We start from the raw sequence: 21,191 nt of genomic DNA on the forward strand, positions 1-21,191 counted from the left end.
GTAAGCGCCGTCTCCGCCCCATTGGATAGGCTGTATTTTGAGGCTGGCCGGGCGTGCGAGAAGGTTTCCAGGACTATCTGGAGATTTGCATGGCAGATGATGGATTTGTTGGGCGCTACGAAGTTGTCGAGCCGCGCCGCGGAAACCGGCGGTGGCCAGATGATGTGAAGGCGCGGATCGTCGCGGAAAGCCTTGAGCCTGGTGTTCGTGTTGTTGATGTCGCGCGCCGTCATGACGTTGTTCCGCACCAGCTTTCCTTGTGGCGCCGGCAAGTGCGCGAGGGCATTCTGACGCTGCCTTTTGAGGCTATGCCGGGCCTGTCGGAGAGCGGCGATGCCGAGCCAGCATTTGTGCCTTTGGCGATTGCGGCAGAGCCGAGCGAGGCTGTGAATGTTTTGGCGCCGCCGCTGTCGGAGGCGGTTTGTCCGGTCTTGACGTTGGAGATCGGCCCGGACGTTGTGATGCGGGTTCCCGGCGATGTGCCAGTTGAACGTGTGGCCGCTCTGGTGCGCGCCATGCGAGGGACGGCATGATCGTCGCGGGCCAACGACTGCCGATCCTGATTGCAACGCGGCCGGTGGACTTCCGCTGCGGGCATCAGGCGTTGGCTCTGATGGTGCAGACCGAGTTGAAGCTCGACCCGCATTCCGGGGTGACGGTGATCTTCCGGTCGAAGCGCGGTGATCGTCTGAAAATCCTGGTATGGGATGGCACCGGAATGGTGTTGACCTACAAAATTCTTGAACATGGAAGCTTTGCCTGGCCCAAGGTGCAGGATGGGACGATGCGTCTTTCCAGGGGGCAATACGAAGCGTTATTCGAGGGGCTCGACTGGCGGCGAGTCATGGCGCAACGGGTGATCGCGCCGTCGGCGGCAGGGTGAATATCCCGCTGCCTTTGCATTGTTTTATTTGGATTTTTTGTGCTGTCTTGCTATAAGACCGCATGTCGTCGTCCCTTGATCTCAGCCTGTTTCCGGACCTTCCGCCAGAGGTGGTGAAGGCGTTTGCGGCGATGCAGTTCGAACTGTCGGTCGAGCGTGCTGCACGTCAGCACGAGCAGGCTGTGGTTGCCGAAAAGGACGCCTTCATCGCCGAGCTGAAGGAACTGGTCGAGAAGCTTGAAGGTCAGGTTCACGACTATCGGCGCACGAAGTTCGGGCCGAAATCGGAAAAGCTCGATCCGGCGCAGATGGAACTGGCGCTGGAAGACCTTGAAACGGCAATTGCCGAAACACAGGCGCGGATTGCCGCCGTGGAGAAAAAGATCGAAGCCAGCGCATCCGATCCGGAAAAAGTCGCTCCTCGCAAGGAGCGTAAAGCCCGTGCACTGCCCGAACACCTGCCGCGGGTCGAGAGAGTGATCGAGCCCGAGAGCATCGTTTGTCCCTGCGGTTGCGGCAACATGGTTCGGATCGGCGAAGACCGGACGGAACGGCTCGACCGGATTCCGGCGCGCTACGAGGTGATCGTCACCATCCGCCCGAAATACGCATGCCCCAAGGGTCGAACGGGCGTCATCCAGGCCAGAGCGCCAGCGCATCTGCTGGAAGGGAGCTGGCCGACGGAAGCCCTTCTGGCTGAGATTGCCGTCTCCAAGCATTCCGAACATATGCCGCTCAACCGGCAGGCCGAGGTCATGGCGCGACACGGGGTGCCGATAGACCGCACGGTCCTGGCCGATTGGATGGGGCGCACGGGCAGCGAAATCGCACCGGTGGTCGACCACATGGCAAAACGGCTGCTGTGGGAAAGCACGCGGCTCTATGTCGATGAGACCACGGCTCCGGTGCTTGATCCGGGGCGAGGCAAGACGAAGACCGGCTATCTGTGGGCCGTGTTGCGTGACGATCGCGGCTGGAATGGCTCTGCGCCGTCGGGCGTGGTGTTCCATTATCGACCTGGGCGTAAAGGCGAATATGCCGCTGAAATCCTCGACGGGTTCAACGGGACAATCCAGGTGGATGCCTACGGTGGTTACTCTCACCTCGCCACGTCGGACCGGATGGGTGGCGATCCCTTGAAGCTGGCCTTCTGTTGGGCGCACGGGCGCAGAAAGCTGATCAAGGCCACGCCAAAGAGTGGATCGCCCATCGTCGACGAGGCGCTGGTGCAGATCGCCGCGCTCTACAAGATCGAAGACAGTATCCGGGGCTCAGATCCCGGACATCGCCGGGCAGTTCGACAGGACCTGTCCCTCCCGCTGGTGGACGAGTTCTTCACCTGGCTGGCAGCGCAAGCCAAGCGCGTCTCACGCAAGTCTGACCTCGGAAAAGCCCTGGCCTATATGCTGACGCGGCAGGACGGCTTCCGGCTGTTTCTGGGCGACGGCCACGTCGATATCGACTCCAACCTGGTGGAAAACGCGATCCGCCGACCGGCCATGAACCGCCGCAATGCGCTCTTTGCGGGGCACGATGAAGGGGGCCGCAATTGGGCCCGGTTTGCCAGCCTGATCGGCACTTGTAAAATGAACGGCGTTGAGCCCTACGCCTATCTGTGCGACCTCTTCACCCGCCTCGCAAACGGCCACCTCGCCAAAGACATCGATGCCCTGATGCCATGGGCCTATGCCGCCCGCATCAAGGCCTCACAATGAGCTCGTCAGGTACTCTTCGGTGAGCTCATTTGACGGCCCGTAGATCAACCTCAGATTGCTGCAACTGAAAAAGCCATGGGGCGTGGACGTCGCATACATAATCCTTCCTCGGCTCGGCATTATTTTAGACCCCTGGCGGTTCCTTCAGAACGGAGCGATCCTGCCTTATTCTACGGCGCACCAGTCGCGGATATGGGAGATTGCGAACCGCACCTGAAGCCCGCGGTAGTCTACGACCAACTTGTCCGCTTCCCGACGCATGAACTTGGCGACGTAGTTGCGAACCGCACCCGCTTCGTCGACCACTTCAAACACGTATATCATGCCTGCCCCCTAAAGATTGAGGGGTTATATTCCATTCTGCTTGAGTGAGACTTACGCCTACTGATTTCGCCGCTCATCTGGGCAGTTTGGCTCCGACGACCGCCGTTGCCTCGGATCTCACCACCTTCTCGAGCTCCTCCCGGTTGTCTCTCAACGCGCGTTTCGGCGGACGCCTGATCCACGCGGCTGTCCAGAGTAGCCCCAATTGATTAGTTACTGTTCATAAAATCTTATTGATTTCGGGACGAGCAATTGCAATCATATACTTGAAATTGCGCACCAAAAAAGCACACGTTAAAGATGAGATCGTGCTGGTTTTATTGCCGCGCAATTCCTCCATTTTCATTCGCGCGCATGGCTTGGACCTCCGTACAGGTGCGGAGGTCCAAGCGCATCGAGGACGGTGAGTAGCAGCATCTTCGGGCCGTGGCCCAGCATTAGAAAACTCTTGATTTCACAACTTGTGAGTCCGGCCAGAGTCCGCATAGGGTTCGCTATTCAGAGGGGCGGTGGCAATGTGGAAGACCGATTGGCCAAAATCGGCGGTGACCTCAGAAACGATTGTCGTGCTTCGCCGGATCTTGCGCGACTGGTGCGACGAGCGCGGTCATCGCGCCGATAGTCAGGAAGGTGGTCGAACTGCCAAATCCCTGATCGACTGGTATGAATTCGGCGTGACCGACGAAGACGAGCTGGCGAGGCTGATCCGCGACGACGACGACATCATTATTGCTGAAGCCTAGATCGTGGCTGCCATGCGGAGGACTGTTCAGGACCCTGTAATGGAAGTACTTGGCTGGAAATCACGAGACAGCGGACGAGCAGGACGACGCCCTACGCGGCATCCAGCCATGAGATCAAACAACACGTCGGCCCCTACAGAGGAGCCTCTGCCATTCACGAGCAGAGGCTTAGTTAGGACTTCGGATCGCCCTCACGATAGCCGCATTCGACAGTTCTGCGGCTGACGATCCGTTGTCCACCGTACGCTCAAATGGACCCGAGACAAGGATCAGCGCGAGCGACTAAAGTGCCTGATCGGGAATAGAAGTTACTGGGCGCTAAAAGAAAAGGTCCCAGATCCGAAACGGGTAGAATCCAGGGCCCTCCATCTGAGCGTTCGACTTCACAGACGGCGCCATCTACGGTTGGACCGTCGCCGGTTTCAAGCTCTAACACGTCAGAATTTTGCCGCTGCGAGCCACGGGCTCTCGATCCGAGTCCGATCTCGGATCTTTGGGCGGCCATTGCCAACGCTTCGCAGCTACATCGGGGTGGCGGCCGTTTTTTAGGATCACTCGCCGGCCCCGGACGCGTCTATGTCAATTTCCCTACCAATTCCGCATTTTCGGAAAAGGAAAGTTTACGTCCGCTTTGGCTTGCCTGGTTCGCAAGCAGCAAGACGCGAATGGGGAAAATCGTAGGAGATGCTTACGGTCAATACTGTTCTCGATCCTGTTTTCGGCTTCACCGAGTGCCGCCGAAAGGTCGCTATGCGACAAAATACCCTTCTGCACCAGCGTATCGGCAAGACACGCGGACCGCCATGATCAAACCTTGAAGCTGTAGATTTGCGGTGTTCACGCCACGCTCCCGTACGCGCTAAGCACGACATCAAGTTGCCGTGCGAAGTCCCAAAGTTCGCGGTCCATAAGCGGTCCAAAAAAAAGGCGGCCGGAGCCGCCCGCGTTTACTCAGGCTGCCTTAGACCGCGCCGAGGTTTTGTTGATCGACGTTACAGCCAGGTTGGTGAGCTTGTTGTTCGTCGCCTTTTCCTGATCGAGGATTTCGCTCAGAAGCTTGTGAGCCTCGTCGTGCCCGAGGTCCTTGGCCCATTCACGCAGCGAGCCATAGCGGGAGATCTCGTAGTGCTCAACAGCTTGACAAGCGGCCAGAAGACCGGCGTCCAATGCGGTCCCTTTAGCCTCTTTCATCAAACCGTCCGCTTCCTTGATCAACCCTTCGATGGCGTCGCATTTTTCGCCAGAGGCCGTCTTGCCGATTGACCTGAAGACCTGCTCGAGTTTCTTGATCTGGTCCTTCGTTTCCGAGAGGTGTTCCTCGGCCGCCTTCTTCAGTTCAGTGCTATTTGCTGCCTTGGCGACCTTTGGAAGCGCCTTTGTGATGGCGTTTTCAGCGAAATAGAGATCCTGCAGCGTATGCTCGAAAATTTCAGCCAGCGTTTTCATGAATTCTCTCCTCGGCAGATGAAATGCAGGGGAGAAAGCATCCAGCGGCCAAATCGTTCCCGCTCGGATGTTTAAAAGCCGGGCAGTCGGGACAATGGGCGGCGCGGCATGCCCTGGGCACGCGAGCAAAACTGGAGAGTGCGCCATGCGACTGGGGCCACAAGAACGGCGAAGCCGTCAAATGCCAGTTGGCCGAAGATTGGGACCGCTTCATTCGCTGATCCTTGTGGCACGCGATCGGGCCAAACTCGATGCTTTAGCGATGACGCTTGGTGGAAGGCACCGTGCGTGGGCAACCGACATGGGCCACGATCCCGCCATCCAATGCTTTCACACCGGACGCCGACATGAACGAAGCATCGGCGCGCTTGAAACCTACTCAAGCACGGGGAGCAATTGGCGACCCAGTCGCTGCAGATAGCCAACCCAAGCACCGCCAACGTCCTGTTGCTGTTCCGAGCGTTATTGAACAGATCGGTCGGCTTTGACATGAGGATGGTCGCGGAAGCCAACGCTGATGCTGTGTCGTACGGAAGCCCGGAGGTTTCCATGCTTGACGTTGCAGGCCAGCCGCCTTGTCAGCTGAGCCCCGATGACATTGATGTACCTACAACGAACGTTCGACCGCGTGTGCGTTTGGTGCGGAATTCCCCTTACGGAAAACGCGCCGAGCGGCTAGCCCGCTACATCATGGAGCAGTTCTCGAAGGGGCTGGATGACGAAGAAGCGCTGTTTGAGAGCGCCATTTGGCAGGAGCAGCACTTCGACGCTGTTCGGTACCCGCCGGACGCATAGGGAACATTCCGGATCAGTGGCCGTTCTAGCTTTGCCGGTGATCCACGACGCCGGATCATCGGCTGAGCTCCGCGAGCTTTATGCTCTTCTCTAACGGAGCCCATCGAGGCAGACTCGCTTGGCCCCGTTGTCGTCCTTCGGGGCCATTTCTTTTCATGGTGGGAACGCGATGCGCGATGGTCTCATTTGGCGGAAGCTTGTGAACGATCCAGAGTACTCCAATCTTATCGAACGCTGTCAAACCCGTTAGGCGATGTATGCCGACGCGTTGCTGGAAGAGAAGCGCAGACGAATTTTGCTGGGACATTTCATTCCGATAGCCAGGCAAGCCCCTATCTGCACGTCCCAGGCGCGAAATCTCCCCCTCCCCGTCACTCGCGAATACCGAGCTCGCCAACAATCCCCCGCGCTGCCTGTGTCGTGACCTCGAGCGTCTTCAGGACTATACCGGCCTCAACCCCACCTCGGCGGCCCCGCCCAGCCCTTGAGCGGTGGCGAACAGCGGGGTCTTGCGACCTCTCTGCCGGCGTCGATCGACGGGAATGAATTTAAGGCCAAGATTGAAGGCGACGACGTGTGCTGCGGTGCTCCTCCGCTGTCCGACGTGAAGTCGCTTGGAAGTTCGGCGTCGGAATTACCGCTTAGTGGTTGGGCTCTTAGCTAGTGATTCTTGATTAATTGCACCCCATCGCGAAACGCTCTATTTTCCTGGCAGGGTGTCCTCGACGAGACGGAACGTCCTCGGCTTCGCAGCGCCGCGGACCGCTTCGGTTTCCGCACCAATCCCAGGCGCAGTTCGACGACCCGATCCACGAGGAGACGAGCGATGGGCGCAACGACGCCGGACAACATCATGCAGCTCGGTATGGGGTTTTGGGCCTCCAAAGCCTTGCTCAGCGCGGTCGAGCTCGGCGTCTTCACCGAGCTCGCAGCCGGACCGGCCGACCTGCCGGACCTGCAGGCCAGGCTGAAACTGCATCCCCGCTCGGCCCGCGACTTCCTCGACACCCTGGTGGCCCTGAAGCTGCTCGAACGCGAGGATGGCCGCTATCGCAATGCCCCGGATACCGACCTCTTCCTCGACAAGGCGAAGCCGTCCTATATCGGCGGCATCCTCGAAATGGCCAATGCCCGGCTCTACGGTTTCTGGGGCTCGCTGACCGAAGCCCTGCACTCCGGAGAGCCGCAGAACGAAGCCAAGCACAGCGAGGACTTCTTCGCCGCGATCTATGCGGAGCCGGCACGGCTGCGCGGGTTCCTCGAAGCGATGAGCGGGATCAGCGCCGGTGCGGCGCAGGCGATCGCAGCCAGGTTCGACTGGTCGAAGTACACGACCTTCGCCGATGTCGGCGCAGCGCAGGGCATGGTGCCGATGGTCATCGCGCGAGCCCATCCGCATCTCCAGGCTATCGGCTTCGACCTGCCCGCCGTGCAGCCGATATTCGACGAGTTTATCGCCCGGCAGGGCCTCGCTGACCGCGTCCGCTTCCAAAGTGGCAACTTTTTCAATGGCCCGATGCCGCATGCGGATGTGATCGTGATGGGGCACATCCTGCACGACTGGGATCTTGCCGAAAAGAGGAAGCTCTTGGAAAAGTCGTTCGCCGCGCTGCCCAAAGGCGGAGCGCTGATCGTCTACGACGCTGTCATCGACGACGAGCGCCGCAGTAACGCCTTCGGCCTGCTGATGAGCCTGAACATGCTGATCGAGACTCGCGGCGGTTTCGACTACACCGGCGCCGACTGCCAGGCCTGGATGCGCGACGCCGGTTTCGTGTCCACACGCGTCGAGCCGTTGCTGGGGCCCGACTCAATGGTGGTCGGATTTAAGCCCGACTGAGCGGAAACCGGACCCCGGCTGTTCTGATTGTCTGAAACCTATTTCTGCCTGAACGCCTTGTTGAACGTCATGGTCAACGGGCCGACGAGATATTCGAACGCAGTGCGCTCGACGGTCGGGATGATGACATTCGCCGGCATGCCCGGATATAATTTGACCTGCGGAAATTCGGAAAGCTGGTTCTGGTCTATTCTGATCTCCGCCACATAGTATGGCGCGTTTGTTCGGTTATCCACCAGCCTGTCGGCCGAAACATTGACGACGCGGCCCTGCACCATAGGCGTTATACGCTGCTTGTAGGCCGTCAGGTGAACCTCGGCCAACATATCAGGATGGACATCGCTGATTTCGTCAACGGCGATCTGGGCGTCGATCACCAGCGAATCCCGGTCCGGTACCAGATCGAGGATCTTCTCTCCGCGCATGATCACGCCGCCGACGGAGAACACGGTCAGCCCGACCACCTGCCCAGAATAGGGTGCACGGATTTCGGTTCGCGCGAACACGGCCCTGGCATTGTCCAGGCGCGACAGGGTTTCCAGTTCCTTGGCCTGCGTGGCTTCCAGCTCTTTCGAAGCCTCGGAAAGCCGTTCGTTGTCCAGTTGCGCGATCTGCTGATTTTGCTCGGCAATGGCCTGGCGCGCTTTTGCCGTCGCGGAAATCATATCCGCCACCTCGCCTTCGAGCTGGGCGCCCGTGCGTTCGAGCTGGAGCTGGCGGGGCTTCGAGGTCAATCCTTTCTTGACGAGCGGGTCGATGCTTTTCAGCTCCTCGCGGACGGACTGGAGCTGCGCCTGCAAGGCGTTGACCTGCGCCTCGCTGCCGTCGATCTGGGCTTCATATTGTGCGATCCGCGCCCGCAAGACACTGCGTTGCCCTTCCAGCGCCGCCTGCCGGCTTTCGAACTGCTGCACTTGCCCGTTCCAGATATCGGTGACTTCCGCGTCCTTTTTCTGCGCGGCTTTCAGATCCGCGGGCATGACAAGGCGGGCCGCGCGCGCGAGTTCCGCCTTCAGGCGCGCACCGGTGGCCCGAAGCACATAGCGCTGTTGCCGCAGCACCTGGAACTCAGCGCGCGCCTGGCTATCGTCGAGCGTTAACAGGAGGTCGCCCGCCTTGACGTGGTCGCCTTCCTTCACCGACAGTCTCTTGACGATGCCGCCGTCCAGATGCTGGACGCTCTTGCGGTTTCCCTCCACCTTGACGACGCCGTTGGCCACCACCGCACCACGCAGCGGAGCGAACATGGCCCAGCCACCCAGCACGCCGAAGAATAGGAAGATGACGGCCCAGCCGAACAGCGACAGCTGGCGGATGGAGTCAGACGGCGGCGGTTCGTTCCCGTTTTGGCCGTCGTCGCCCTGCACACCGGTGTCCATGTACTGGAGGCGCGTGCGGTGAGTATCCGGTTGCGACGTGGCCGCGCGCGCCACCGGTATCGCGCAGTCCGGACCGGTCGCCGTCTCCTGCACAGGCGCCGCCCGCGCGGCATCGGCCAGAGCGGGCCGCAGCCGGCTGTCAAGGCGTTCCAGAAGCGATTTCAAATTGCTGACATTGGCCGGCGTCACGTCATGCCCCCCGCTTGTTGCCGTCCTGCAAGGCATTGGGCACGGTCGGGCGCACCAGCCGGGCCATCACCTCCTGCCGCGGCCCCATGGCCTCCACCATTCCGTCTTTCAGCACCAGCAGGGTGTCCACTACCGACAAGGTATTGGGCCGGTGGGTTACCATGACAACAGTAGTGCCGCGCCGCTTCAGCTCCGCGATGCAGGCAAGAAGCGCGGCGTCGCCGTCCGCGTCCAGGTTCGAACTCGGCTCATCGAGAAGAACGAGGCTGGGATTGCCGAAAACGGCCCGCGCCAGGGCGATGCGCTGGCGCACGCCGCCGGAAAGCACAGCCCCACCCTCCCCCAGATTGGTGTCGTAGCCCTTCGGCAGCCGCAGGATGATGTCATGCACCCCGGCCAGCCTGGAGGCTTCGATGACGCGCATGTCCCCCTCGCGACGGAAGCGGCTGATGTTGGCTGCAACGGTGTCGGCGAACAGTTCGATATCCTGCGGAAGATAGCCGAGATGGCGGCCGAGCGAGGCGCGCGGCCAAACGGAAACGTCGGCGCCGTCCAATCGGACGACGCCCGCGGAGGGCGCCGTGACCCCGATGATGAGGCGGGCCAACGTCGACTTGCCAGCGCCCGAGGGGCCAACGATGCCCAGCACCTCCCCGGCGCCGATGCCGAAGCTGATGCCGCGCAGGATGGGTTTGCCGTTGCCCGGCAACGCGAAACCCACCGCTTCCAACGCCAGGTGCCCTTCCGGACGCGGCAGGCTCAAATTCAGTTCCTGCACCGGATTGTTCAGAAGCATAAGCTTGATGCGCTCATAGGCGCTGCGTGCCGATACGAGGTTGCGCCAGGAACCGACCATCTGTTCCACCGGCTGCAAGGCGCGCCCCAGCATAATGGAGGCCGCGAACATCGCGCCGCTGGTCGCCATGCGCTCGATGACCAGATAGGCGCCGACGCCCAGAATGAGGGACTGCATCGTCAACCGCAGGAACCGTATCAGGCCGGACGCCGCCGCGGAGCGGTCGCTGGCGAGCTGCTGGCGGTCGATCATCCTGTTGCGGTCGCGCCGCCAGCGCAGCAGAAGGCCGGGCAACATGCCCATGGCCTGGATCACTTCCGCGTTGCGCAGGCTGGCCTCGGTGAAATTGTAGCTGCGCGAGGCGGCCTCGTTGGCATCGACCATCGGCTGGCGCACCAGCCATTCGTTGGCCACCGTCATGCCGACCAGGACGAGCGCGCAGCACAGGGCGAAGGCGCCCAGATATGGGTGAAGCAGAAAGATGACGAAGATGTAGATCGGCGCCCAGGGCAGATCGAACAGGGCATGGACGCCCGGGCCCGTGAGGAATTGCCGGAAGGTGTCGAAATCGCGCAGCGGCGGATGGACCGCGCGCCCGCGTCGCAATATGTCGTCGAAGGTGGCGCCGACTATGCGCCCCGCCATCAGGCTGTCCAAACGAACCCCGGCGCGCGACAGAATGCGAGCGCGCACCATGTCCAGCGAAGCGAGCGCGCCCAGCGCCACAAGCAGAACCAGCGTCAGCATCACCAGCGTGGCCTCGCTGCCGCTGTTAATGACCCGGTCGTAGACTTGCAACATGTAGAGCGGCGAGGCCAGGTACAGGATGTTGATGGCGAGGCTGAACAGCGCCGCCGTTACGAAATAGCGACGGCAGGCCGAAAAGCCCGCATTCAATTCCTCGGATTTCGGTTTGACGCTCACGCTTCGCCCGGCCCCGGCCGCCCCCGCTGGCTTAATACTCGCGACTTGCAACGAGGGGCGCAGACGCGCCCCTCGTCAAAGCCCGCTGAAGACCTCGCTCAGGCCATGTGCCAGTAATCGTATTGGTAATCGAGTGTTACTTTTACCGAATCAGTCGGATCCGCCTGGCCGTTGAAGTGAACATTGTAATCAACCTGTTGATCGTTCAACGCGGTCGAGGTCAGATTCGCCTGCCCCGACTGATGCGTTGCATCCAGATTGAGAGCCCCGCTGATCCAGTCGACTGCTGCACCGCCATCACTCACGCCACCATTTTCGTTGCCTGTCAGGCCCGCCGCCTCAGCCTTCAGCGTACCGCCGAAATGGAAATCGAAGGCGTCACTCGGAAGTGGATTGGCGAAGGACAAGACGTTTCCATTGATGTTTCCGCCGCCGGTGGTCGAATCCGAGCGGTAATGAGTAGCGGAAACAGAACCTCCACCCTCCACATGATATTGATCTGCTGTGCCGGTAATATCGATCGTTACCGTGTTGGTGATCGGGTCGGTATGGCCATCGGTAATCTGGTAGGTGAGCTTGATCTCCTTAACGCCACCATTCAAGAGATCGTCGAGATCACGGCTGTTCTTATCGATCTGGATAGTATCCCCAACTACCGTGATGTAGGGGGGCAAGCTTCCACCGGCGTCCAAGCTCACGCTGCCGTCCACGATGTGCAGCACATCTCCGTCCACATCGCTGGCGACGCCATTGATGAGTTGGACAGTCTCTACATCGGGGGCGAGGTTCGTAACCTGATGAGTGTCGTTATATATCGACTGCGTCTCGGTCACGTCCACATGGATTGCCGTGGCCGTCGGCTGATGGTTCTCCGTCGCCGGGTGATCCCAGTTGGCCGGCGCATCGTCCGCATGGAAGTCCGTGTAATATTCGCGAGCGTGATACTGTACGTTTTTGGCGTTGCCCGATGTCCACTCCGTCACATGCGTGCCGCTGAAGAAAGAGGTGAGGTCGATGACCTGACCGGCAACGACGAGCTTTGGATGGGGATCCCCCGCCAGGTTGGAACCGAGGCTGGACTTTCCGTTGGCCGACAGGAAAAGGTCCTCGACAGAAAACTGCCCGCCCTCCAGCGCGTCTCGGATCGCGATGGCCGCGTCGAGGTCCCCATGCGCCTGAAACCACTGATAGGCGATCGCATCCGCGGCGTCGTGGACCTGGTCCTGCACCCAGTCGGTATATTTCGAAGACAGCGTGCCTTGAAGCGACTGGTTGGAATTAACCGGTGTACTTAGTTCGTGTGCGTAATCAAAAGTCGACAATGTTGAGAGCCCCCATTTTCCCGTAATCTCTACGCGAACATCGCTTAACGCCGCTCGCGTGCCCTGTTGGATTACCAACTCTACCTATTTATTCGCGACCTGCTTATGCAGCTTATAGATGATATCGGCGATCCTTATTTAGCAACTTCACACAAAGGCTCTTGCCACGGATTCGGACTACTGTCACTTGGCTCCGATCCCTTTTTTAACAAATGGCTAACCATCACAGTTAACGGGAGTCCAACACAAGGGCACGATGAGAACCGTTTTGCGTGCTTACCGCGCTCGAGATGATGACTGGTGCGCCAACTGCTGGCACCTAGTTCAAGACCCAAGGGAATGCCAACTGTCCGGCTTCAGATTGGAACAGCCGTCAGGGATCACCGGAATACGCACTGCGCATCGTGGAACATGTCGCTGCCAGCCTCGTTCTTCTTCAGTACGAAGGGGAAGAGCGATGTGGCGACGAAGCGATTATGGTTCCCCTGAAGAGCGAGCATCCGGGATGTTTCCTGTTTGGCTCATCTTGTTCGGGCTTTGTGCTGTTCTGGTTTATCTGGCCGTGGGCGGAGCGCTCCTGGGAGATGGCGTCCAGCAAGCTGTCCTCCTGCCACCCGTTGCTGGTGACTAGTCTCTAACAACGGCGGACGGTCGGGATCGAGTAGTCCGATGGGAGGCGAAACACATGTCGATAACGGTCCTGATAGCAGCCGCGTGCGTGATATTTGGCGTCGTATGTATGGCATGGGCGGCGCTTGGCCGACGCCCTCTCAGCGATCCACAGGACACAAAGCCGACGCTTGAACCCAAAGGGCAGGGTTTGCGCTTTCTCGGCTTGCCCAGAAACGCGCTCGGCCTCGCCCTGATCTTGATCGGGATGGCGTTGTTTGTTGTGTACGCCTGGACAGTTTGAATTTCGGCCGAGGATCCCTTCCTCCTTGGCCGCCGCACCCAATGTTCCCGTGCATCGCGAACCATTTTTTCGGGCATCTGCATTCAAGTCCTCATGGTCTGATGCGTGGAGTTCCAGAAGCCGATATAGCGATCCACTTCGGCCAAAGGCTCAGCGGGTTTGATCTGTATGTCCGAAAGCCAGTCCGACAGATTATCGTCACCGCATTCGTGCGGCGGCGCCAGTCTTTCTGTCGGCGTCGTCAATGGACGCTCGCCAGCCGGAAGCACTCGTGTCGTGAATGGATTTCGCCATTGCGAAGTCGAGGGCGAGAGCGCCCGGCCAGTTAAGGAAATGCAAACGGTCGTCCAAGACCAACCGCAGCCCGCTATGCGATAGACGAACCGGATGCAGCGGTCGTTGTGTTAAGTTCCGAAGTCGTCAACCTGGCGACCTCTCTTCACCGCCATGCAGCCTCGTTTTTCTGCTCGTAGTCACTGAAGGCCTTCTTAAGGCCGCCGAGAACCTCGGCCGCCGTTTCGAACATCGCTTTCAACTGCGGTTCATCGACCTTTTCAATATCTTCGCGCAAATGATCCATGGTTTCCTGCAATCGCATCTGCATCTTCTGGGTGTGGTGACGAGGGTCGCGATCAGTTTCACTGCGCATCAGAGCTCTCCATAGTTGGGGATCCAATTCAACCGCCTTTCCATTGGCAGACCTACTCCCAACTGTTAGCCTCTGCAGTCAGTTCCGATTTTTCAGAATCCCGATGCCGTCGATTGACGCAAATGGAGTAGCACCCTGAACACCATGACTTACAACGGTTACCACGCTCGCATAGAATTCGACGCGGAGGACGAACTGTTCTTCGGTAAGATTGCTGGCATTTCTGACGTAGTCGGGTTTCACGGGGACAGCGTTGTTGAACTGAAGAAGGCGTTCCATGAGGCTGTCGATGATTATCTTGAGACCTGCAAGAGCATCGGCAAAGAGCCTCCAAGCCCTATTCCGGCAAGATGATATTTCGAGTCGCTCCCGAAGTGCATCGAGGAGTTGGCTGCCGAACTTTCGGAAAAGAGTCTTAATCAGTGGGCCGAGGAGGCATTGGAAGAAGCCGCGACGAACTTCGTAAAGGCCGTCTTTCGGCATAGGCCATTCGCTTCCCCGCAAGGCCGGAATTTCAGTTGTCAGGCGACATGTAAAACTCGTCTGGACGTTGAGACAGGTACGAAGATCTTCGCGTGATTGGCGCGGAGAGAAGCGATGCTCGAACCGGACGAGGTGACTGCGATGCTGCGGCTCAAGAAACTGGGGCAGAGGCTCGGTCGACTAGTCCCCGAAATGAAGCCGATTGGCACGACGCCGTCCTCAGGCCCCCTCTTCCGGACGGGTCGTTTCTTTTCCGTGTTGGAACCACTTTTGCAGTTTGACGATGGCGATGGTCCAAACCGATCGTAGCCCGGCGTCGCGAAGTATTCCCGCTTCCTCACCTCTTGGCAATGCATCCTCACCTCGGCCCCGTGGTCACCCGGAACCAACTTCTAATGCATCCCCAGGTCTTTATCCGTGTCGACCCCGTGCATCTCGGCTCAAGAGATGACGACGTGACCTCAATATTTACGGTGCTGTCGGAACCTTATCGATCGGCCGGGCTTGGGTTCGTCTCGGTCATATCGACTGGGCACAAACCAAGGAAAACGATTATGGCAAACCAAAGCGGCAGCAGCGAACAGCATCGAAAAGCTGGTGAGCAAAGTCACAAGAATGATAATAAACGGCAATCCACGAGCCGGGACAGCGGAAGCAGCAAAAGCTCCGGCTCCGGCGGCAAGAGTGGCTCCGGCGGTTCCGGCGGTCGCAGCAGTCATCGAAAAAGCTGAGGGTATCACCATGGTAAGCGGCCGAGGACGCGAGCGGCCCGATGAACTTCCAGAAGATGGACCGCTTGGCAAGAAGGATTTGCTTGAACCTCGGAACCCGGTTCCGGATCCGGAAGAACTGGACGAGGATGACGAGGAGGACGACACAGAGGAAGTCGACGTGCCGCCGCTGGACCCAGACGAGGACGACACCGATGATTTACGCCCTCGGGCGTAGACGTATTGCGTGAACCAGCGCGATCGCCCGTCCCTGGCGGGCGATTTCATTTACGGACGATTCGAGCCGGGCACGAATCTCAAATCCTGGCTTACCATCATGCACAATGTAATTCGGACGCAATACAAGCTTCGCAAGCGTGAAAGCCCCAGAAAAATCGACTGCGCCGAGATGGCGATCCCGATGGCTCCGCCCCAGGAGTGGGTGGTGTTGAATGGCGATCTACGCGCCGCGATCGAAACGCTTACATCGCACCACCAGCAAGTGCTGATCCTCATTGCCGGCTTTGGGCTGAGCTACGAGGAAGCGTCCGCCATCTGCAACTGTGCGGTGGGCACCATCAAGAGCAGACGCAGCCGTGCGCGCGACGAGTTGGCGGGCCGGATGGGCGGTACGCCATTGGCAAAAAGTGCTGACGTCTGCGTGTGACGTCCTCTCGCGGTCGTTTGAGCCGGGCTGGTTGCGGCATGGGTCAACCGTTCGAATTTGCCGAGGCCCGTACCTCGGCCAGCCCCAGACCTGATCAAGCGACGGCAATCCGTTGTGGCTTGGCGAACTCGCCCGCAGGCTAGCTTAACCACCGCCCATTTTGGGCGGCGAAATTACGTCTTGCCTCGCGAGCGATACTCAATGCGCAAACCGGCTAAAATATTCGTTTCAACCTTCACTGAAACGTGGTTGCCGCTCGCCAGAAGCATGAGTGACCGCGATGAACGCGCAGAAGGGGCACCAACTTCGTCGCTCAAGCAGCTCTGGCGCGGAACAAATACATTCGCCTCGCCGTTGGACTTTGAAACGGCAGCAGGCATGCACAGAAGTTAGATCAGGAAGAATCCCGATGGCCCGCAGGATCAAAGATGAGAAGGTCCAGAAAATTAACCTCATGTTGAGCCGGGCCGTTACGGCAATGCGCGTTAACGAAAGATTGCTATGTGAATTGTTGCGGTGGGCTGCCGAGCAATGCGATGATCCAAACCGGTTCATCCAGGACGCCGTGGAGAAAGCTAGAAACGATCTGGTACGAGCCGGCACGGACGAGAGTATGACGACTTTGATGGCCACTCACGAAGCACTCGAATACCTCGATCATCTCGCCACGGAGATCCAGGAGATTCGGGCGCAGGGCTCTCCAGCCGGAAATGCCGAAGAGGGCAGCGATATACCCCAGCTATCCACACTCCAGTTCTATGACTTGCGCGGTCATGCCCCTGACACATGAGGCGGCGTATACGGTGAGAGGTTGCGCTTGCGGCCTCTCCGCCCCTCGTTCCCGACGACTTTCGAAGCACATAACGGGAACAGCTATCTCCGGACGGGCTGGCGCAATCCTGATCGGCAGCATTGGTGCGGCCTTCGCCTATCAGAATGGTCCCCCTGCCATGATCGGCGCCTCGACTTTGCTTATGTCGGTTTCGCCGTCATCTGGGGGATCGTATTCTTCTCTGAGGTACCTGACATGGTATCGACCCTAGGCATGGCCTTGATCGTCGACGCGGGGGTACTGTCTCTGCGTCAATGACTCCGCCGTCCAGCGTCGGTTTCAAGCGGAATGATGCCGGCTTCGAATGGCTCCGATGAGATTCATGAAAGCTTGGCATCTTTTGATATCAACTAGTTATCGCAGCCACCCCGGCAATGAGGCCGCCCCGCTATCCGTCTCGCCTTCCCTGAAAACGCCCATGAAAACCTTAGTGGTGGTAGAGCCAAAGCGGCACGTCCAGTCTGTCGAAGAATTGCGGTCATGGGCCACGCTCACACACTGCAGTTAATCGATCAAACCTTCTATCAACTGGTTTCGCCTCGAGGACTCCCAAGAGCATCAGACAGGCGCGACGTAATAGTTTTCATCACATCGGGTGAACTTCTATCGACGCCATAGACCAAATCCCGGCGTCGCGGTGGGACTGAGCAAATATGCGTCGCCAGGACAACGCGACAGTCGATCTCAGACCTTTGCCGGTAGCGTATGAGACTGAGGTCCTATGGCGGAACTTTTGGGGAATTTCGCGGGTTTCATTCAAGCTGCTTCGATCTTCCCCGATCGAAAACGCCTCTAGGCCCCACCTATCATCAAGTCCCCGCGCGGATGGGGCCTACCGCGCCCGTTCAAATTTCGTGGAACCTACGGCGCCCTTTTGCCAGTGGGCAGCTCTCTTGGATCTCTGTGCGGAGGCGAGTTATGGCTGACGATCTGATGAAGAAGGCCCGGAACAGAAGGGTTGCCCCCAGCCAAGAGCATGAGGTCGTCTTGACGCAGAAGATCGTTAACGACGCGATCGCCTGCAACGCGCAGCTAGCCCGCATCTTGCAGGTCACTTTCGAGGACTTTGCGGCGGACATCAAAGACCCCGATAGCCTCATGAATCTCAAAATCCAGTCACAAGCTGTGTGGGGCTTCCTAGAGCAGAGGTGGCTCTGAAATATCCTCATCCCTTGATCAGAACAGACTACGAACCATCCGACAGGATGAATGGCGCTTTGCAGCAGATGCACCATGACAGGTGCGATTGCGAAGCGTGAACGATCGCACACATCTCCTGAGCCTCTGACCAGTCAGCAGGGGCTCAGCGAGCCTGATGAGGTGGCGTGCGTTCGAGCTCATCGAGAGGGAACGGACGGAAAGCGTCAAAACTGCCCCTTCCCCGGGGGGAAGGGACAGCGTCTGCGACTGTTAGTCGATAACCCGGACGATCTTGCGCGTTCCTGGGTCTACCAGCACCGTTCGGTTGTCAACGACGACATAACGATACTTGACGTCCGGCGCATCAATCGTATGCAGTTCCACCGTTTCCGGAACCGTCGAGCCGACATTGAGCTCCACTCCAGGAAGTTTGATGGAAGCAAGCGGCTTTTTCTTCACGTATTCACGAACGACCGTTTCCTGCTCTGGCGTGATAACGACCGTCTGAGCCAGGGCAACGCTAGAAGCACCGACCAGAAACAGCCCTGCGAGGGCCGAGCTGACAAGCTTTTTCATGTTTTTCTCCAGGCTGGTTGTTGTAGTTCCCACTCTCAGCGCGGGAACCACCTAAAAACCCGGTTGCGTAATTTTCGTTCCGATGGCCAGACTTCGGTCGCATGGGGGGGTCGACCTTAGTCTGGGACCTCGAAAATTACGCAAGGCGGTGTGAAGGTTCCTCCCAAAAATGCTCTCTCTGGCTGTAATTCTGGGAACAGATGAGGCCGCATGCGGTTCAACTGTGAGTGTCGGCATCCTGCCGGCGAATGGAGAACTCTCATGATCATGAAATCCGTCGCTACCCTCGCCTTCGTTGGAGTACTCGCCACACCTGCACTTGCGCAGACGGACATCGTTTGTGACGCGGCCGCCATTGCGAAGGCCGAACAACAGATCGCTCAGATTTCCGATGGCGCAAAGAAAGTCGAATCCACCAAGGAATTGACGATGGCCAAGGACGCCATGGCGGCGAATGACTTGGAAAAGTGCAAGTCGCATCTGGGCAATGCGATCAAGGGAATGGATGCCATGTAAAAATGTACGCGGGGTGGTTCCCAGCGCCCGCCCCGCTGCCGCATTGGACACCCTCTGTCCTTCCCAGCTGTGTAAGGCGCGCCCCTGATTCGCCCCCTATCGCATAGCGCCGTCGCGCGAAGGTCCGGAAATATCCGATCTTGCTCAAAAAAGCTGATCAGTGAACCCCGTGGGTCTGCGAGCCTTGGGCACGCCTCACCATTCGGGTTTGGCGCCGTCGGCATCGAGTCATGAGGTTCTGCGGATCGTCTATCTGACCGATAAGGAAGGCGATCAAAAGGGCGGCTTCTACCCAAACGGAATGAATGGCAAAATCAATGTCGGTCCCGCGCTTCGCGTTCGCTTATCTTCGCCCTCGACCGTTACCCTTTCTGACGGCGAGCAGTCGAGAAGTTGAACTCTGAAACTCTCTCGTGGGCCCCATCTAGCGGGGGAAGCTGTAGGCAGCTGAGACCAGAGGCGCCTCGATCGCGGTCCCGGGCGAGAGGGTATTCCAACTTAGGACGAACGCAGCGTTCCTCTATGGGACTTAGGTCCTATCAGCTCGCGCAAAGGTCGCCTCGGGCGAGCCGGCCTGGAACAACGCCCGCATGGGCGGGTTGGACTTCGACAAGGAGTTCTGGCGATGATCTTAATCCCACCTGAATTTGACAGCAGAGGCGGCGAGGGTTCCGACGCTTCGGGGCTCATCGCCTCCATCAAATATGCGCTGGCGGCTGAAGCGCCGTTCGACACCCAAAACATTTGCTTGAGCATGCTCGGCAACATCGTTGTCATTGAAGGACTGGTCGACGCCCCTGACGCCCACGCATATATTCAACGCCTGGCGGAGGACATCGCCGGCGAGGGTCGCGTGCTAGTACGGGTGGTTGCCCCAAGGGTGAGCCGGGCGGAGAGGCCCATTAGTCGAAGCTTCCTTAAGTGAATTCGCACTCGCGGCCTTGATGGTCTTTGCCGTGGCACAGGTGTTTAGCGATCTGACATCAAAAGGCCCTAGATTCGAAACGGGTAGAAATCCAGGGCCCTTCGTCTGAGCGTTCTACTTCACAGACGCATCATTTATGGCTGAAACTCCTGGGCTTTCAAGTCTGGCAGCGCCGCCTGGGGCACTGCCACTTTAACTTAGCTGATGAGCAGGTATTCGATTTCCACGACGCGCGAGCAAGGGCCTACGGCGCCGCCGGCAACCCAGTCGATACATTATGCGATCCTGAACGCACTAAACCGGAATATAGGGAAACCGCTGCCCACACGCCTGAAAACCAGGGCAGCACTGGATATCGACACCGGCGAACCTACCCGGTCGCACCACGTTCCTACAGAAACGACGGATGGGTTCATGATCACAGAAACTAGCGTTCGTCCATCGGTTTGGCTCACCACATCCGGTCCCCTGTGTTGGGCGCGACCTATCGATCGTGAAATGTCAGCCCTGGCGTTTTCTCAGAGCTGGCTTGAAGCTCACCAGCAGGCATTTCAGCTCGATTTCGCGCACGCGCCGAGCCGCCTCACCTTGGACTGACCCAGTCGAGAACGCGCTGCCCTTGCTCTTTGAAATTGGGGCTGATTTCAGTCACTTCAATCTGAAACAGCTCCACAATGCAAGGAGCGACACTGCCGGTGTTAAGTTCCTTTAGGTAGGTGTAGCGGCCGACCGGATCCTTTTTTACCCGACCACGCACACCGGCTTCTTCCCATGCTTCGACGGCAGCCGCCTCGTAGGGCTTCTTGCCCTTCATCGGCCATCCCTTGGGAATGACCCATCGCCGGCTTCCGCGCGAGGTAACTACCAGGATTTCGATCTCGGAACGGTCTTCCTTGTAGCGAAAACATAAGGCACCGTATTGCTGACCAAAACCTTTCCCAAACAGCGCATCCGGAGTTTGAGCGAGCTGCTGGAGCAACGTCTTTGATTTGCCCGCATCGGGCTTAGAGCGTTTCCCTGACTGATTGAATCATTTGGGCTTTGCAAATCAGATGGGTTCTGATTCAAACTTTCTGCCGATGGAGGTCGGCAGATAATGTCGAAAGCCCTTTCCGTTGATCTTCGCGCACGTGTTCTTGCCGCCGTCTCAGCCGGAGCGTCGCACCGGGAGGCTGCCGAGCGCTTTGGCGTCAGTGCGGCCAGCGTGAGCCGGTGGCGAAACCTGCAAGTCCGTCAGGGCCATGTTCGACCGGGTCCGCTGGGTGGAGACCGTCATTCGTACAAAACCGAAGCCAACGCCGACGCGATCATGTCGTGGCTTGAGGAACACCGGGACGGCACCTTGTTCGAACTTCGTGATGCCCTTGCAGCTCAGGGCATCGCCATCAGCAAGTCGGCGCTGCACCGTTTCCTTGTCCGGCACA

21 protein-coding genes and 4 pseudogenes are annotated in these 21,191 nt (G+C 58.8%); 16 read left to right on the plus strand and 9 right to left on the minus strand.

The genetic code is table 11. The features are described from left to right. The first annotated feature begins 89 nt into the window (after positions 1-89). The 3 genes from tnpA (at position 90) to tnpC (ending at position 2,598) form a co-directional block, all read left to right on the plus strand. The gene (gene tnpA / locus ACTJKM_RS35175) at positions 90-533 is read left to right on the plus strand and encodes an IS66-like element accessory protein TnpA (RefSeq protein ID WP_065998904.1); all 444 of its coding nucleotides are present in this window, start codon (positions 90-92) and stop codon (positions 531-533) included. Further along, on the plus strand, positions 530-883 hold the full coding sequence (gene tnpB, locus ACTJKM_RS35180) for an IS66 family insertion sequence element accessory protein TnpB (RefSeq protein ID WP_047637286.1): 354 nt from the start codon (positions 530-532) through the stop codon (positions 881-883). Before tnpA ends, tnpB begins: the two co-directional genes overlap by 4 nt. Before the next feature lie 62 nt (positions 884-945). Next, the gene (gene tnpC, locus ACTJKM_RS35185; protein ID WP_065998900.1) at positions 946-2,598 is read left to right on the plus strand and encodes an IS66 family transposase; all 1,653 of its coding nucleotides are present in this window, start codon (positions 946-948) and stop codon (positions 2,596-2,598) included. 165 nt (positions 2,599-2,763) lie between these two features. Here the strand turns inward: tnpC and ACTJKM_RS35190 are convergent, their stop codons facing one another. Further along, positions 2,764-2,922, minus strand: coding sequence for a hypothetical protein (locus ACTJKM_RS35190; protein WP_197423542.1), 159 nt, complete (start codon positions 2,920-2,922; stop codon positions 2,764-2,766). 515 nt (positions 2,923-3,437) lie between these two features. Here ACTJKM_RS35190 and ACTJKM_RS35195 point away from each other — a divergent pair. Next, positions 3,438-3,665, plus strand: a complete 228-nt coding sequence (locus ACTJKM_RS35195) for a hypothetical protein (RefSeq protein ID WP_058329642.1) — start codon at positions 3,438-3,440, stop codon at positions 3,663-3,665. Between the two features lie 951 nt (positions 3,666-4,616). Here the strand turns inward: ACTJKM_RS35195 and ACTJKM_RS35200 are convergent. Beyond that, entirely contained in the window at positions 4,617-5,111 is a 495-nt protein-coding gene (locus tag ACTJKM_RS35200) for a YciE/YciF ferroxidase family protein (protein ID WP_058329641.1), read from the minus strand. Between the two features lie 396 nt (positions 5,112-5,507). Here ACTJKM_RS35200 and ACTJKM_RS35205 point away from each other — a divergent pair, with 396 nt between their 5' ends. Further along, entirely contained in the window at positions 5,508-5,906 is a 399-nt protein-coding gene (locus ACTJKM_RS35205) for a hypothetical protein (protein WP_058329640.1), read from the plus strand. A gap of 339 nt (positions 5,907-6,245) precedes the next feature. Here the strand turns inward: ACTJKM_RS35205 and ACTJKM_RS35210 are convergent. After that, positions 6,246-6,495: pseudogene (locus ACTJKM_RS35210) on the minus strand (helix-turn-helix domain-containing protein); the annotation flags it as partial. A 237-nt stretch (positions 6,496-6,732) separates the two neighbouring features. Here ACTJKM_RS35210 and ACTJKM_RS35215 point away from each other — a divergent pair. Continuing rightward, on the plus strand, positions 6,733-7,746 hold the full coding sequence (locus ACTJKM_RS35215) for a methyltransferase (RefSeq protein ID WP_113514192.1): 1,014 nt from the start codon (positions 6,733-6,735) through the stop codon (positions 7,744-7,746). Between the two features lie 38 nt (positions 7,747-7,784). On the opposite strand, the gene ACTJKM_RS35220 is transcribed toward ACTJKM_RS35215, so the two are convergent. From ACTJKM_RS35220 to ACTJKM_RS35230, 3 genes are all read right to left on the minus strand, one after another. Continuing rightward, on the minus strand, positions 7,785-9,314 hold the full coding sequence (locus ACTJKM_RS35220) for an HlyD family type I secretion periplasmic adaptor subunit (RefSeq protein ID WP_245296280.1): 1,530 nt from the start codon (positions 9,312-9,314) through the stop codon (positions 7,785-7,787). Position 9,315: 1 nt separating this feature from the next. After that, positions 9,316-11,034 carry a type I secretion system permease/ATPase gene (locus tag ACTJKM_RS35225; protein WP_082663746.1) on the minus strand — a complete coding sequence of 573 codons (1,719 nt, stop codon included), beginning with the start codon at positions 11,032-11,034 and terminating at the stop codon, positions 9,316-9,318. A 98-nt stretch (positions 11,035-11,132) separates the two neighbouring features. Beyond that, positions 11,133-12,356: a hypothetical protein gene (locus ACTJKM_RS35230; RefSeq protein ID WP_058329638.1), complete on the minus strand. Its 1,224-nt coding sequence runs from the start codon at positions 12,354-12,356 to the stop codon at positions 11,133-11,135. Positions 12,357-13,041: 685 nt separating this feature from the next. On the opposite strand from ACTJKM_RS35230, the gene ACTJKM_RS35235 reads away from it, so the two are divergent. Further along, complete coding sequence (locus ACTJKM_RS35235; protein ID WP_058329637.1) at positions 13,042-13,269, plus strand: hypothetical protein; 228 nt, start codon at positions 13,042-13,044, stop codon at positions 13,267-13,269. 439 nt (positions 13,270-13,708) lie between these two features. Here the strand turns inward: ACTJKM_RS35235 and ACTJKM_RS35240 are convergent, their stop codons facing one another. Beyond that, positions 13,709-13,945 carry a hypothetical protein gene (locus ACTJKM_RS35240; protein WP_245296279.1) on the minus strand — a complete coding sequence of 79 codons (237 nt, stop codon included), beginning with the start codon at positions 13,943-13,945 and terminating at the stop codon, positions 13,709-13,711. A gap of 108 nt (positions 13,946-14,053) precedes the next feature. Here ACTJKM_RS35240 and ACTJKM_RS35245 point away from each other — a divergent pair. From ACTJKM_RS35245 to ACTJKM_RS35265, 5 genes and pseudogenes are all read left to right on the plus strand, one after another. Then, positions 14,054-14,389, plus strand: a pseudogene (locus tag ACTJKM_RS35245) (type II toxin-antitoxin system HicB family antitoxin); the annotation flags it as partial. A gap of 609 nt (positions 14,390-14,998) precedes the next feature. Continuing rightward, positions 14,999-15,349 carry a hypothetical protein gene (locus ACTJKM_RS35250; protein WP_156437151.1) on the plus strand — a complete coding sequence of 117 codons (351 nt, stop codon included), beginning with the start codon at positions 14,999-15,001 and terminating at the stop codon, positions 15,347-15,349. 9 nt (positions 15,350-15,358) lie between these two features. Beyond that, positions 15,359-15,778 carry a sigma factor-like helix-turn-helix DNA-binding protein gene (locus ACTJKM_RS35255; RefSeq protein ID WP_058329632.1) on the plus strand — a complete coding sequence of 140 codons (420 nt, stop codon included), beginning with the start codon at positions 15,359-15,361 and terminating at the stop codon, positions 15,776-15,778. A gap of 409 nt (positions 15,779-16,187) precedes the next feature. Beyond that, the gene (locus tag ACTJKM_RS35260; RefSeq protein WP_058329631.1) at positions 16,188-16,568 is read left to right on the plus strand and encodes a hypothetical protein; all 381 of its coding nucleotides are present in this window, start codon (positions 16,188-16,190) and stop codon (positions 16,566-16,568) included. A 960-nt stretch (positions 16,569-17,528) separates the two neighbouring features. Next, complete coding sequence (locus tag ACTJKM_RS35265; protein WP_058329630.1) at positions 17,529-17,768, plus strand: hypothetical protein; 240 nt, start codon at positions 17,529-17,531, stop codon at positions 17,766-17,768. Positions 17,769-18,020: 252 nt separating this feature from the next. Here ACTJKM_RS35265 and ACTJKM_RS35270 read toward each other — a convergent pair whose 3' ends face one another. Then, complete coding sequence (locus tag ACTJKM_RS35270; RefSeq protein WP_058329629.1) at positions 18,021-18,326, minus strand: DUF1236 domain-containing protein; 306 nt, start codon at positions 18,324-18,326, stop codon at positions 18,021-18,023. A 261-nt stretch (positions 18,327-18,587) separates the two neighbouring features. Between ACTJKM_RS35270 and ACTJKM_RS35275 the strand changes: the two genes are divergently transcribed. The 3 genes and pseudogenes from ACTJKM_RS35275 to ACTJKM_RS35285 all read left to right on the plus strand — a co-directional run bounded on the left by ACTJKM_RS35275 (position 18,588) and on the right by ACTJKM_RS35285 (position 19,767). Then, positions 18,588-18,842 (plus strand): hypothetical protein, encoded by a 255-nt coding sequence (locus ACTJKM_RS35275; protein ID WP_058329628.1) that lies wholly within the window; start codon positions 18,588-18,590, stop codon positions 18,840-18,842. Between the two features lie 226 nt (positions 18,843-19,068). Then, a pseudogene (locus ACTJKM_RS35280) lies at positions 19,069-19,158 on the plus strand (ferritin-like domain-containing protein); the annotation flags it as partial. 309 nt (positions 19,159-19,467) lie between these two features. Next, complete coding sequence (locus ACTJKM_RS35285) at positions 19,468-19,767, plus strand: hypothetical protein (RefSeq protein WP_058329627.1); 300 nt, start codon at positions 19,468-19,470, stop codon at positions 19,765-19,767. A gap of 501 nt (positions 19,768-20,268) precedes the next feature. On the opposite strand, the pseudogene ACTJKM_RS35290 reads toward ACTJKM_RS35285, so the two are convergent. Continuing rightward, positions 20,269-20,746, minus strand: a pseudogene (locus ACTJKM_RS35290) (NUDIX hydrolase). Positions 20,747-20,863: 117 nt separating this feature from the next. On the opposite strand from ACTJKM_RS35290, the gene ACTJKM_RS35295 reads away from it, so the two are divergent. Then, positions 20,864-21,191, plus strand: a 328-nt coding sequence (locus ACTJKM_RS35295) for a helix-turn-helix domain-containing protein (RefSeq protein WP_440639882.1), incomplete at its 3' end; no start/stop codon positions are given.

Origin of the sequence: Ensifer sp. 22460 (assembly GCF_052044935.1) — a bacterium.
In the GTDB taxonomy this organism is placed as follows: domain Bacteria; phylum Pseudomonadota; class Alphaproteobacteria; order Rhizobiales; family Rhizobiaceae; genus Ensifer.

Bases quoted from the DNA above. Each gene is read 5' to 3' on its own strand.
- tnpA (WP_065998904.1), top strand. From the start codon at position 90: ATGGCAGATGATGGATTTGTTGGGCGCTACGAAGTTGTCGAGCCGCGC.
- tnpB (WP_047637286.1), top strand. From the start codon at position 530: ATGATCGTCGCGGGCCAACGACTGCCGATCCTGATTGCAACGCGGCCG.
- tnpC (WP_065998900.1), top strand. From the start codon at position 946: ATGTCGTCGTCCCTTGATCTCAGCCTGTTTCCGGACCTTCCGCCAGAG.
- ACTJKM_RS35190 (WP_197423542.1), bottom strand. From the start codon at position 2,922: ATGATATACGTGTTTGAAGTGGTCGACGAAGCGGGTGCGGTTCGCAAC.
- ACTJKM_RS35195 (WP_058329642.1), top strand. From the start codon at position 3,438: ATGTGGAAGACCGATTGGCCAAAATCGGCGGTGACCTCAGAAACGATT.
- ACTJKM_RS35200 (WP_058329641.1), bottom strand. From the start codon at position 5,111: ATGAAAACGCTGGCTGAAATTTTCGAGCATACGCTGCAGGATCTCTAT.
- ACTJKM_RS35215 (WP_113514192.1), top strand. From the start codon at position 6,733: ATGGGCGCAACGACGCCGGACAACATCATGCAGCTCGGTATGGGGTTT.
- ACTJKM_RS35235 (WP_058329637.1), top strand. From the start codon at position 13,042: ATGTCGATAACGGTCCTGATAGCAGCCGCGTGCGTGATATTTGGCGTC.
- ACTJKM_RS35260 (WP_058329631.1), top strand. From the start codon at position 16,188: ATGGCCCGCAGGATCAAAGATGAGAAGGTCCAGAAAATTAACCTCATG.
- ACTJKM_RS35265 (WP_058329630.1), top strand. From the start codon at position 17,529: ATGGCTGACGATCTGATGAAGAAGGCCCGGAACAGAAGGGTTGCCCCC.
- ACTJKM_RS35270 (WP_058329629.1), bottom strand. From the start codon at position 18,326: ATGAAAAAGCTTGTCAGCTCGGCCCTCGCAGGGCTGTTTCTGGTCGGT.
- ACTJKM_RS35275 (WP_058329628.1), top strand. From the start codon at position 18,588: ATGATCATGAAATCCGTCGCTACCCTCGCCTTCGTTGGAGTACTCGCC.
- ACTJKM_RS35285 (WP_058329627.1), top strand. From the start codon at position 19,468: ATGATCTTAATCCCACCTGAATTTGACAGCAGAGGCGGCGAGGGTTCC.